Annotated in this window: 11 protein-coding genes and 1 other RNA gene; 2 read left to right on the top strand and 10 right to left on the bottom strand. The window is 32.2% G+C overall.

What is annotated here, in order from left to right; genetic code table 11:
* Positions 1 to 111 precede the first annotated feature (111 nt).
* Positions 112 to 477: a hypothetical protein gene (locus HLK68_RS08225; RefSeq protein WP_006784111.1), complete on the bottom strand. Its 366-nt coding sequence runs from the start codon at positions 475 to 477 to the stop codon at positions 112 to 114.
* A 175-nt stretch (positions 478 to 652) separates the two neighbouring features.
* Positions 653 to 1,813, bottom strand: coding sequence for an MFS transporter (locus HLK68_RS08220; RefSeq protein ID WP_132942841.1), 1,161 nt, complete (start codon positions 1,811 to 1,813; stop codon positions 653 to 655).
* A 351-nt stretch (positions 1,814 to 2,164) separates the two neighbouring features.
* On the opposite strand from HLK68_RS08220, the gene HLK68_RS08215 reads away from it, so the two are divergent.
* Entirely contained in the window at positions 2,165 to 3,061 is an 897-nt protein-coding gene (locus tag HLK68_RS08215; RefSeq protein WP_006784114.1) for a LysR family transcriptional regulator, read from the top strand.
* Positions 3,062 to 3,090: 29 nt separating this feature from the next.
* Here the strand turns inward: HLK68_RS08215 and HLK68_RS14705 are convergent, their stop codons facing one another.
* Positions 3,091 to 3,222 carry a hypothetical protein gene (locus HLK68_RS14705; RefSeq protein ID WP_009607026.1) on the bottom strand — a complete coding sequence of 44 codons (132 nt, stop codon included), beginning with the start codon at positions 3,220 to 3,222 and terminating at the stop codon, positions 3,091 to 3,093.
* Complete coding sequence (locus tag HLK68_RS08210) at positions 3,206 to 4,081, bottom strand: hypothetical protein (protein WP_229059776.1); 876 nt, start codon at positions 4,079 to 4,081, stop codon at positions 3,206 to 3,208. Before HLK68_RS08210 ends, HLK68_RS14705 begins: the two co-directional genes overlap by 17 nt.
* 224 nt (positions 4,082 to 4,305) lie before the next feature.
* Between HLK68_RS08210 and ssrA the strand changes: the two genes are divergently transcribed.
* Positions 4,306 to 4,654: a transfer-messenger RNA gene (gene ssrA, locus HLK68_RS08205) on the top strand.
* Positions 4,655 to 4,792: 138 nt separating this feature from the next.
* On the opposite strand, the gene HLK68_RS08200 is transcribed toward ssrA, so the two are convergent.
* The 6 genes from HLK68_RS08200 to HLK68_RS08175 all read right to left on the bottom strand — a co-directional run bounded on the left by HLK68_RS08200 (position 4,793) and on the right by HLK68_RS08175 (position 12,468).
* Positions 4,793 to 5,287, bottom strand: coding sequence for a hypothetical protein (locus HLK68_RS08200; RefSeq protein ID WP_132942842.1), 495 nt, complete (start codon positions 5,285 to 5,287; stop codon positions 4,793 to 4,795).
* A gap of 1,256 nt (positions 5,288 to 6,543) precedes the next feature.
* Entirely contained in the window at positions 6,544 to 7,146 is a 603-nt protein-coding gene (locus HLK68_RS08195) for a hypothetical protein (protein ID WP_132942843.1), read from the bottom strand.
* A complete protein-coding gene (locus tag HLK68_RS08190) occupies positions 7,134 to 7,646 on the bottom strand; it encodes a flavodoxin family protein (protein ID WP_132942844.1) in 513 nt (170 codons plus the stop codon). Before HLK68_RS08190 ends, HLK68_RS08195 begins: the two co-directional genes overlap by 13 nt.
* Positions 7,624 to 8,190 (bottom strand): TetR/AcrR family transcriptional regulator, encoded by a 567-nt coding sequence (locus HLK68_RS08185; RefSeq protein WP_132942845.1) that lies wholly within the window; start codon positions 8,188 to 8,190, stop codon positions 7,624 to 7,626. The genes HLK68_RS08190 and HLK68_RS08185 overlap by 23 nt, the downstream gene beginning before the upstream one ends.
* 1,721 nt (positions 8,191 to 9,911) lie before the next feature.
* Entirely contained in the window at positions 9,912 to 10,523 is a 612-nt protein-coding gene (locus tag HLK68_RS08180; protein WP_132942846.1) for a hypothetical protein, read from the bottom strand.
* Between the two features lie 340 nt (positions 10,524 to 10,863).
* A complete protein-coding gene (locus tag HLK68_RS08175; protein WP_132942847.1) occupies positions 10,864 to 12,468 on the bottom strand; it encodes a recombinase family protein in 1,605 nt (534 codons plus the stop codon).
* Between the last annotated feature and the right edge of the window lie 103 nt (positions 12,469 to 12,571).

Raw genomic sequence — 12,571 nt, 5'->3', positions numbered from 1 at the left:
TTAGGTACTTATGTTAATTATCATATGAAGTGTTCATATCGTCAACTATCATACGACCTTTTCTGACACTTAAGGATAAAAAAAGAGAGCTAAGTCGGACATTAGCTCATCTTAATTTGATTTCACTTTTTTCGGCTTACTTAATTGATCTAATTTCCAAGGCAATCGATTGGCTAAGACAACATAAGATTCAAATCCTAAAATTAGTGTCGCGATAAGATATAGGGGGAAGCTAACTTGTATCGCAGTAGCTATTATTCCTACTAAATGCCCAATTTTCGGCATCCGACTTCGACTGCATTCACGATATGTATAAGCATGAAGTAATAATAAAACGACTAAACTAAATGAATTAATAATAAAACCACCAAGTAATCGACTCGTCCATAACTGAGTGGCTGGGATTAAGAGTAACATAAAAACAATTTGTAAAAAGATTGTTCCTAATTTTAAAAAACCTATTTCTTTTCTGATCATCTTATTTCCTCCTTTACCTATAAAATATGCAAAGGCCTAGAATTGGGAACTAAAGTTTTGACTATCATCAATCATTTTTTTAAAAAGCAAATTTCTAAAATAAGACTCAAAAAATTTATCTATTTTTTTCCTAAACATATTTAAAGGAGCCAATGTTTGGCTCCTTTTGTCAGTTTTAGTTTGTTTTTTTATAGGCTGCTTTCTCTGAAGAAACCAGCATAATGATTAAGAAGATTAATAAAAAGTAAGGTAACATTTGTAATCCTAGAACTTTTGATAGAGCGCCAAATAGTGGTGGAATTAAGGTGCTTCCCACATAGGCTGTTGCCATTTGAATCCCCATTAAACGCTGAGATAATTCTTTTCCAAATCGATTCGGCGTTTCGTGAAGCATTGCAGGATAAATTGGTGCACATCCTAATCCAATGAAGATGAGTCCTATTAATTTAAACACACTAGTGATAGGTAAGACTAAAAGAATAGCTCCTATGATACAAATTGTTTGTCCGATTCGGATCATTTGTGTATTCGTTAATTTCATTGTTAAAAATCCAGCAATGAATCTTCCGACTGTAATCCCTAAGTAGTAAAATGAAGCCCATTTAGCGGCCAATTCAACAGCTAGTCCATCGTTTACAACTAAGTAAGAACTGGCCCATAATCCGGTGGTAAGTTCCACTGCACAATAACAGAAAAAGGCGATAAGTGTCGGTTTTGCTCCTGGAATTTTCAATAATGATTTTATTTTGATACCATTATCGTCTTCCTCCTCCACTTTCTGAGTCGTTTCAAATTGACGCCATAATGGTAACGAAATAAACAAACAAATAACGAGTATCGCTTGAATGATTCCGATGGCTGCGTATCCGATTCGCCATCCATTTTGATTGAGTAGAAATAAAGACATGATGAATGGTCCTGAGGTCGCGCCAATTCCCCAAAAACAGTGAAGCCAGTTCATGTGTTTCGCTTCATAATGAAGAGCGACAAAGTTATTTAAGGCAGCATCCACTGCTCCAGCTCCGATTCCTAGTGGAATTCCAAGAAGACAGATCCAAATAAAGCTTGGCGCAAAATAAATCCCGAGTAAGCCAGTGGCTGTTAAGAGTACACTGATGGTGGTGACTTTTCCTGTTCCAAATTTTCGAATCATTTTTTCGCTGAAAAAACTTGAGATAATGGTTCCTCCACTGACAATCATGGTCGCGATTCCGGCATAAGAAATAGGAACATTTAAATCAGTATGCATCAATGGCCATGCTGAACCTAGAATGGCGTCTGGTAAACCAAGACTAATAAAAGCAATATAAATAATTATGAGCAAAATTGTTAACATATTTTTCCTCCCCTTTATATCCATTATACTCATTTTTGTTAAGTTTTTTGAAGTATTAAAACCGTTACCGAATATTTTATGGAGATTAAAGGTTGGAAGCACTAAGTCATGCATAGATTTTATCAATCAAAATAAAAAATTCAGACTCTGAAGTAGAAGCTAGATTTCAAATACTAAGAAAATAAATAAAGGAATTTCCTTAATTCTGTCCTTTATTATCCCTATCTAACACATACAAATTTAAAACAGACTGAGACTGCTAAGCAAAAAAATAATTCTGTTTGAAGATAGAATAACTCTAAATATGATATAATATAGGCATTTTAATCTATTATTAAGAGGTGAAGATTCATGAACTTGAACCATCTACAATATTTTCGAGTTTTAGCTAAACTTGAGCATTATACACAGGCTGCTGAACAACTATCAATTACTCAACCAAGTTTGAGTCATGCTATTTCATCACTTGAGAAAGAATTAGGAGTTTATTTATTTGAAAAACAGGGACGTAACGTTCGCCTCACCAAATACGGACGATTTTTCTTAACTTATGTTGAAACAGCGTTAAATGAATTAGAACTTGGGGAAAAGAAACTACGTGAACTAGCAAGTAATACACAGGGTTCCATTGAATTAGGATTTATTTGCACACTTGAAGGGTTATTTGTCCCAACACTCATCAATCAATTTTTACAGCAAGATGATTATCAGAATGTCCATTTTTCTTTCGCACAAGGAGAATCCAATCAGTTATTGCAAGGGTTAAAAGATGAAAAGTATGACTTAATACTTTGTTCATATGTTGACAATGAACCTGACATTGAGTTTGTTCCCATTACTGAACAAGAGTTGGTTCTCATTGTACCAAAGAATCACCCTCTTGCTCATCAAGATGAGATTGATTTAGTAGATACAGTAGACTATCCATTTATATCTTTTAATAAAGAAACCGAACTTCGACATACGATTGATGATTTATTCTTAAAATCAAATACAAAACCAAATATCATTTGTGAAGTCGAAGAAGATAGCGTGGTTGCTGGATTAGTCGCTTTTAATTATGGAATTGCGATTTTACCTCGAGTTACTATACTAAATCAATTCGATGTAAAAGTAATTAAGATTTCAAATCCTAATCCCACTCGCTATATTTATTTAGCCAGTGTTCGGAATAAATCTATTAGTCCAACTCTAATGGCATTTAAAAACTTCATTATTGCTCAAACGAAACATGAATTATTGAAATAAAAAAGGCATGAAGCGCGCTTCATGCCTTTTTATTGCAAATCATTTTTAACTTTGACTAAATATTTATGAATGAGGTTATAATCATCCTCACTCAAGGTTTGATCTTCTATCATTTGAATTAATAAAATTTCAAGATTTTCAACTTCATTGCTCGTCTTCATCTTTAAATCCTTCCCTTATAACTCGATACTCAATTCCTTTCACATCATGATTATAGTCTTTTTCATATACCCATAAATCAATACGATTATCTCGACTACAAGCGCCACAGGCATCTAATACGATTGCTTTTTGCGCATCACCTGATGGATAAGTGATTTCTAAGATAGTTCCATAATAATTAGGAACTCCACGTTCATTAAGTCCGACTTCTAATACTTCATTAATATTTACTGCAACAATCGGTAACCATTCTTGGTATTCATCATCATAAAAATGCATCACATTATTAATATTACGAATTTCTGTATCATTATAAGATAAACCATAACCGACTTTAACTTCACCAGACTGAACACTGTAAAAGGTTTGTCTATAATCTTTATAAACTGATTCAGTTTCCTCTATACCTGCATCTGGTTCTGAATCATGTGTCATTGCGATTGGTGCAATATCACTTTCTTCACCTGAGTTTAATTTAGCAACCTGCTGTGTTCCCTCATCAGATTCCACTTCCTCATTCACAAGCACCTCATTTTCAGACTGCTCTACTGCCTCTGATAATGCAGAAAATAATTTTTCATTTGCCACTTGCTTTTTTATGTCATCAGAAGTAATCATTTCTGAATTTGACTTATTTAATTGTTTAGAAGTAGTTTGAGTTTCTCCTGTTTGTGACTCCTGTTTTTGCAAAACATTTGAATTTGATACGGTTTTTAAAGTACTGTTTTCTGTTTTATTTTCCATCGTTGTCATAACTGTTGAGCTTTGAATATTTTGCTTTTCATTAGTAACGGGCATTCTAACCGATGAAAAAGTGAATATTACGGTTAAAATTAAATTTGTTATAACTGTCAGCATATTTCACCTCGATTTGGATTTAATAACAGAAATCACAGGTATAGTATGAACCGATTTTTTTATTTTAAACACGCTTTTATTTTTTTATTTTTAAATTCTGAATATTTTTTTGTCGTTTTCACACAATAATTAGTGTTTTGAATTTCACTAATCTAATTGAAAACTTGCGAAAGATTTAAAAATCGAGTATAATTAATTCTGTAAGTTAAGTGATAAATTAACCTGGGGATGTTACGGATTCGACGGGGGCATTTGAGCTTAATAAGCAAGCCGTGTTCGCCCACGTTAAAAGGTCGAGGTTTATAATAACCGGAAAAACAAACTTACAATTAGCTGCTTAATATAACGTAGCTGCCTACTCACTCAATCGCCCATGTTGAATGTTTAGGCTCACTATTAGTGGGATACGCTAGTCTGTGCCGTTTGAATAGCCTAGAAGAGATTATCAAACTCGCGGTCTGACAGGTCTGTCGCCTAACCAGTCACCCGTTAAATTCAATAGGAGACTAAGCTTGTAGAAAGTTAAGTGGTCGGTGTTTTCGGACGGGGGTTCGACTCCCCCCATCTCCACCATAATATCCACGTCCACAACTGTTACAGGAAAATTAATCCAAATAAAAACCATTATCTGAGTTCAGATTAAATCTGATTTGAGATAATGGTTTTTTTATTTTTTTCTAATACTAACAATATTAAGATAATATATATTCTTTAAGATATGATTTCCTCTACTACCCATTCATCTTCGAGATAATTCTCATAAATCCAATTAATAGCTTCTTTTTTATCAGTAAATATATTCCATTTAGTTTCAATATACTGATGATTAATCCAAACATCATTTAACCACAAAGTTTCACCATGATAATACCCATTATCTAAATCTAAGTAATCACCACTATTGAAATAATATTCAATCATATAGTAACACATTTCACAATAACTATTATCTAGCCCAAGTTTAATTTCTTCAATATCGATTTCTGTTAATTCATACCCTTCTTCTTGTATCATTCTTACAACTGCATCACTCGTAAGTTCTACAATTACGAATTCATGTATACCTTTTTCAGTATCCATTTTAAATTGATGTTGTTCTAACTTGACATACTTTTTATGTTGAGCCTCTATTCGATACACCACATACTCTTCAAATTCATAAGTACAAGAAGGTTTATATACCCACCAGAAATCTAGACTCTTCAATTCTCTGTCACTACAGTACTTTGTAACCAACTTGTTAAATCTAACTATGAAAATAAAATAAACCTATGAAAGTTTATAAAAAATCATTCTAAACCTTTGATATTACGATATCCATAAGTAAAACTTATTTTTTTTCATTACATATCGGAATATAAGCTTAATCATACTCTGTTTTATATATTAGTGGCAAGATGGTGGCAAGTAAAGAAAATGGAGAGATAAAATTATGAATAACGATGTTATTAACAAATGGCTAGAAACACACCGACTCCCGCTACAAAAATTAGCAGTTAAACACAACGTCTCCTCAGGAGAAGTACTGGAAATCACAGAGCTTTATTTACTGATTAATTGTACCACAGATGTAATGTACCTTTACAATCAATTAGAATGGTATGGGAATAACGAATTTCAAAAAGAAATCAGTGACTTAGTTTGTGAGACATTTTAAATAAACCCTGACAAAAATTTAAACAACAGATAGTGAGTAATAGTTCATCATATTCTCTCCATCTGTTGTTTTTTGTTATACCTCTAAATAATCAAAATTTGAATTTTCTAACGCTTTAAGTGAATTGTCAATCAACATGTATTTCAAACACAAGAACAATTAGGCTATGAAATTGCAGACTACGTTAACTAGTATCATAACCATAAAATCCATTCTTCAATAGGATACTTATCTCTGGTTGAGCATCGTGCCCCCCCCTTAAAAAGTTGTTTAGTTTAGTGTTGCCATTCCAATAAAACTTTTTTTCGTTACATATCAGAATATAGATTTATTCATGCTCTATTTTAGATATTCGTAGTCAATAAAAAAATAAAGAGATAGATAATGATATTATAAACGAATTGTTATCAACATATTAAACAGGAATTCAACACCAAATACAATGTCTAATGAAAGGAAATCATTGAGATCGTAGAGCTGTATTCATTGATTAACTACTCCCATAGATATACCATATCGTTATAAACAGTTAGAATGGTAAAATAACGATACTAGTCCCAGCTCCGCTTAGCCTATAAGAATTAATCTTAGATTCGTATACAGTATATGCCTGATTAATTTTAGTTACTACAGTTGACTTTCCATTCACATAGACACTTGTTCCCAGTAACAGTCGCTCAACCAATGATTAATACGACACTAGAAGACTATTCAATATGATAATTTTGCTAGTGTCGGCTATCCACGTACTACTGTAACCGCTCCATTCGTTTCATTTAGAATCCAGTTATAATAATAATCACCGCTACTCTATCTTCATGGTTTCCATCTCCGATTTTGTAATACCATTTCGCTTTCCATAATCAACCCAATAATTTGTAGATGCCTTAATAAACAACTTCTTTGATATTGGCATAGTAATATTTAAACTTTCAAATCTATTATTATAAATAGATTTTGATAACCTTTTTATTTTCCATCTAACAAGAAATCTAAATGGTGTATCTAAAATTGCTTCCCCACTACCTATTGATAATACCGATCCAAAAGTATATCTATTTTGTTTACAAAATAATCTAATCATATCAATACAAACTTCATTTTGTGAAGGCTCTATAAAACCACAATTTATCATTATATTTATATTAGGTTTATTTTTAGGAGGATTCTGTTCCAAAAACTTTAAAAAATTAAGTAATGTCACAGGAATCCCATCTGCATATAATGGAAAAATAAATAAAATATCGCTATATTCTTCTATTTTGCTACAAATATCGTTATGATTATTCTTCGTAATATTAAAAGTATCTGTATCGCCTTTATAGAAACATCTAAAAATATCTCCATAACGTTTAGAATTTGATTTTGTCGCCCTAGGACTACCGTTTATAATAATTACTTTTCCCATTTTTCAACCTCCTCCATCACTACTTTTTCCAAATTTTCTTCATCTACAAAAAGAATCTTGAAACTCTTAAAATTCATATTGTGAGCATTGCGCTCTATTAAACGTTTAAATATTTCTTGTTCTCCCTGCTCTATATTGCCGTATGCAATAATAACTGCATTTTTCATAGCAACATCACGTTGCACATGATGTGCTTCTCCATCTAAAAGGCGAATAAAAGCTTGTTGAATTGGAATAGCACGCTCAAGCATAGTTTTCATCACTGTGTCATAGCAACCATATTTTATTTTACTTACATAAATAATCTCATCACTCTTCGCAATAATAGGATAAACCTTCACTGCATCATCACGAATAACACACTTACCTGGTGTTCTAGTCCAACAGCCAAAGCACCCCACACAGTTGGAAATTTTAAGATTAGAGAGGTTAATATACTTATTTTCATCACTTTCTATAAAGTTAATATGCACATGTTTATCGCTTAATAATAGTTTCATTTCTATTTCCTCCTATAATACCTTTACACACAGTTTCAAGCATATACTCTACTTCAGAATCATTTATTTCTACAGTTTTTGTTGCAATCATAGTTGCAATCCCATGACAAAATAACCACATAATCTTATATATTTCATCGGCTTTAGATTTGTCTACAAACTCTGTTTTACATATTAGGTTAGTTAAAAAATGTATGTTCGAATCATCTACAAAAATATTTTCATCTTTTGAACGTTCACTCATAAAAAGGAGCTTAAATAATCCCTTTTCATTACGTGCAAACTGAATATACCTAATTCCAGTAGATTTATATGATGAAATACCTTCAATTGGTACACGCAAAAAATCGCTAAAATTTTTATGCGCTTGCTTTAAAGTTTCACTCTTAACTTCTTCCATATTATTGAAATACCAAAATATAGGTTGTGTTGAACATTTAAGCTCTTTACTCAATGTAGAGGCTGTTAATGTTTTCTCCTTTCTAATCAAATCAACCGCTTTATCTATAATTTGTTCTTTACTAATTCTTGCTTTTGGTGGCATTCTTTTCTCCTCTTAATAATATAATATCTATTATATAACATTTATTATACAAGGGATATTATATAACGCAATATACTATAGCTGTTTTTATAAAAAATTCACACCTCTCATATTGTGACAAAGACACCTTCGTTATGACAATAGTCATCTCTATTGATAAAAAATTACTCTTTTTACTACTTCTTAGATGCATTTATACTACTTTAGATAGAATTTTTTTACAGTTGAAAATGTAACAAAATGTTCTTGTAAGTAAAATAAGCTATACAAATGTTTCACTAGGTCATCTATCTTTTTATAGGTAATTTTATAGTGCTAAATTTAAATAATTAGATGATTTTATTATTCCATATAAATTCAAAAAAATTCTTATGATAAATAATGTATCACTTCTTTTTCATTAAGCGCTATTAGACAATTTTGCTGATAAGGACTGACTTGGATTGCCCACACAAAACTAAACAACCTTTTTAAGTACTCTATTAACTTCAAGTCGATAGATTACTTATTTCAACATGTTCATCTAACAGAGCCTTTCATTAAAATTCCCTATAGTAATTAAAATATAATTTTTATACATATTTTCTAAGAACAGCATGACCTTTACTTCCAACTCCTTCAGCAATCCAAGTAAATCACATCTCCAATTAAATCCTACCTCAAACTGAAGATGATAGAAGGAGTATTTTTGAAGAAAAAAGAAAAACTATCTGATGCTATTCATAAATTTATCGGGGTAAACCTAATCACCTCAAAAGAAAATAAAGAACCGATTTAAACTTTTTAATATAAGACAGATTGTAATATTAAGTGCGACACATAAAAAAAGACCTATTAGTGGTAGGTCTAAAAGCTCTGTGTAAATCAATTATATCTCCAAAACAGGTGGATGGGAACAACCTGTTCAAGGAGGTCGTGAAACGCGAGGGGCTGACAACGCGCATTGCTTACCACCACCATTTTGTCGGTAATGCAAACCATAATACTGGAGGTGCTGTTTAGAGTTCAGATGTCCTTTTTACGGACATCCGAGTTACGATATCGGCAGTCTCTATAACTCCTTCTATTAACTAAATAAGACAACTCCCCCAAATATTGAGTGTTAGGGATTTTTTCAGAATGCATCCGTATCTTAAAAGACATACAGTGATGATTCAGAAAAATCTCCTAATAAGTCTACGCATTTTTGCGTAACCTTGAGAGAACAGAAATTTCCGTTTTATAACGTCGACAATTACGACAACAGAGATATGTGTTTCCTATATCAACCATCCCTAATAATTCCGATTTAGAATTATTTAGCCGACGCATTTTTTCACTCGCTACGTAATGCCGATAGGGAGATTGGTATTAGTGGTTTCATAACATATTCGTGATATGAATACATTGATCGCCCCCAACAACTTTTTTTAGTTATACGTTTGGGGTATAGCTAACTTGTAGTGATTTTCACTCGCCCCCACTTGGTGGTAAGTCATTTACTTCAATAAAAACTCGAATGTCAAAGATATTGACACCTGTTTTTGTTTAAATATGTCATACGTATTCAAAAGAGAGGGAGCTACATTTAAACACAGTTTTCCCTTTAAAGCGGTAAACTATCAGAAAATCTTCCAGTAGTCCTCCACTCACGTTAATTTTCACGTCAGCTAAAAGTGTAGATCATGCACTTTTAAAATGTAGATACTAATGGGCACTTTCCCTCTAGTTAATCATGCAAATCAATTATCCCCCCTTAAGGATATTTTAAATTTCGGTTGTGCATTTTGACCTCTTTTACGAAATTCAATCATTTCATTTTTTAGGTCCTCATTTGTTAATTTTTCAACCTGTATATATTTTTTTCCATGGTATTCTTTTAAATAGTTAATGACATCTTCAATATCTTGATCAGATCTATCTATAGATATCGAACTACTTCCTCCAAAGCATTCACATATATATTCACCCAATTGAAGTTTATCACCAATGCATTTTACTGCTCCTTGCGGTGCTTTCTTTAGTCCATATTCCATCAAATGGCTTAAACTTAATGCTTCTGAATCCGATGTATCAATTAATTGTAATCGGACATAACGTCTCTTTTTCTTTGCATCCTCTTTATCTTCTGGATTCTTCCAAAACTCTCGATCATCAATTGTTTCTTCGTATGATAAATCAACATCTACCACTCTAGTTTTAAACATAATTCTTTGATAAGGAGCTGAAGCATAAATATATACAATATCATCAATATTAAAACGATTATGTTGTCTCCAATCAATTGTATTTAGTTTCTTAAATGCTCCCCTAGCATCATAATAATTAAAATCACAGGGTATAATCCACTGCATATTCTCTCATCCCTTCACCTCTTAAACTATCACTTTATAAATAAATTATAACAAAAATTTCCTTGACCTCATATATAGTGAGTTAACAAATTATAAAGTATTTCTAATGGCTTTTCTTCCTTGATTAGATAACCTAACTCTTCTTTTATGTACCTTTCTTCAATAATCAATTCTAAAATCATCGTCTTTAATCTGAGCTCATGTATTCGCTGAGACAACAAAGCTTGATTAAGTTGTACTAATTCCTCTATAAAACAATCGTATTCTGCCTGCACACGTTCATATAGAATAATCTCCTTATGGATAGCTTGTACCTCCTTTCTAACTAAATTAATTAACTTTATATCACCTCCTTTAAAGATGAATTACTATAAACATCATCTCTTTGATAGGTAACAGATTCAAGTAATAAAATACTTTTAAAATCAAAATAAAAACCACCATAGTTATAATTAACTATGATGGTTTCGTTTCCAATAATAATTTTATGAATAAAACGTGATAGAATGTACTTTACCATGTCATCGTGATTAGATAACATATACTGCTTTGATTCATCTAAAACTTGTTTCAGTTGTTCAAGAGTTAAAGTTAATGATTCTTTCTTGACTTGGTTTTCTTGGACTAATTCTGTTAGTTTAACTTTATCGTGTTCTAATCGTTGTATTTCCTGGGTAATAGTATCTAGGCTACCTAGCCCTCCCATTGCAATCGCCTGAACAAGGTTTGAAATCTTTTGATTAACTTCATCTAACTGCTTCTGTAATTGTGGTAAGTCTTGATCCATATCCGCATATTTTTGTTTCAACTTAACATTGACCTCTTCAAGCAACTGTTCAAGGTTCGTTTGATTTAGCAACGTCGTATATAATTGATTGACCACAAACTCATCTAATAAGGTCTTATTTATCTCTTTACATTTACAAGGATTTTCGAGTTTCTTTCTTTTACTGCAACGATACGATACATATTTACTTTTGTTCCTTCCACCTATTCTACTACTTCCATGGTAAGCTGATCCACATTCAGCACATTCAACTAACCCCGTTAATAGGTAGACTTCCTTGGCTTTATGTTGGCCTTTAGAACGGCGACGTTGCTTTAACAACTTTTGAACAAGTTCAAATGTTTCTTTATCAACAATAGCAGGAACTCCATTAGGAATACGAATGATTTCTTCTTCATTCTTATTTTTACGATGAGATCTTTTCATACCGATTTGCTTTGGCTTTGATACAGAACGATTATAGGTATAAACCCCCATGTACTTTGGATTCGTTAAGATATCGTAAAAAGATGATGTTGCACTAAATTTATTTCCTATTTTAGTCCGATAACCTAATAAATTGAGATACTCTGCTAGTTCACGATAACTCCATCCTTGAATGATTTTTTCAAACATAATTCTAATTCCACTTGCTTCATGTTCATTGATAATATATCGCTTCGTTTCAGGGTCCACGTCAAATCCATATGGTGGAATTCCTCCATTATGCATCGCTTTGTAAGCATTCTCTTTCAAACCTTTTACGACCTCTCGGGCTAAGTTTTGACTATAGTATTGTCCGACCCCCAACTGAATGACCTTTTGGAGCTGACCTTCAGGTGTTTCTTCAAATCGTTCAATAACCGATTCAATCCTCACTCCGTAGAATGCTAATTTTCTTTGAACGTCTAATGCATCGTACACATCTCTGGAAAATCTATCCATTTTATGAACAATTACAACATCAAACATTCCCTTTTTAGCATCATCTAACATACTTTGGAATCCGGGACGTTGAAGATTAGTTCCCGTTAAGGCTTCATCAACATAGTCACCAACAGGGGTATACTTATTCTCTGCAATGTATTTATAGATTGCTCGCTGCTGAGCATCTATTGATTCTGTTCGTTGATTATTACTACTAAATCTACTATAACTAACTGCTCTAATTGTTGCCATTATACTTACCTCCATATAAACATTTATCAATATAATAATATTTATTTCATTTTCCATTTAAAACACATTTCAAGGCTCTATAACATCCGATAATAATCAATCT

This window comes from Turicibacter sanguinis, assembly GCF_013046825.1.
GTDB lineage: Bacteria > Bacillota_I > Bacilli_A > MOL361 > Turicibacteraceae > Turicibacter > Turicibacter sanguinis.
The sequence above is the reverse complement of the archived record's forward strand: the minus strand, read 5'-3'. Positions and strand labels throughout refer to the sequence as shown.

Bases quoted from the DNA above. Each gene is read 5' to 3' on its own strand.
- HLK68_RS08225 (WP_006784111.1), bottom strand. From the start codon at position 477: ATGATCAGAAAAGAAATAGGTTTTTTAAAATTAGGAACAATCTTTTTA.
- HLK68_RS08220 (WP_132942841.1), bottom strand. From the start codon at position 1,813: ATGTTAACAATTTTGCTCATAATTATTTATATTGCTTTTATTAGTCTT.
- HLK68_RS08215 (WP_006784114.1), top strand. From the start codon at position 2,165: ATGAACTTGAACCATCTACAATATTTTCGAGTTTTAGCTAAACTTGAG.
- HLK68_RS14705 (WP_009607026.1), bottom strand. From the start codon at position 3,222: ATGAAGACGAGCAATGAAGTTGAAAATCTTGAAATTTTATTAATTCAA.
- HLK68_RS08210 (WP_229059776.1), bottom strand. From the start codon at position 4,081: ATGCTGACAGTTATAACAAATTTAATTTTAACCGTAATATTCACTTTT.
- HLK68_RS08195 (WP_132942843.1), bottom strand. From the start codon at position 7,146: ATGGGAAAAGTAATTATTATAAACGGTAGTCCTAGGGCGACAAAATCA.
- HLK68_RS08190 (WP_132942844.1), bottom strand. From the start codon at position 7,646: ATGAAACTATTATTAAGCGATAAACATGTGCATATTAACTTTATAGAA.
- HLK68_RS08185 (WP_132942845.1), bottom strand. From the start codon at position 8,190: ATGCCACCAAAAGCAAGAATTAGTAAAGAACAAATTATAGATAAAGCG.
- HLK68_RS08180 (WP_132942846.1), bottom strand. From the start codon at position 10,523: ATGCAGTGGATTATACCCTGTGATTTTAATTATTATGATGCTAGGGGA.
- HLK68_RS08175 (WP_132942847.1), bottom strand. From the start codon at position 12,468: ATGGCAACAATTAGAGCAGTTAGTTATAGTAGATTTAGTAGTAATAAT.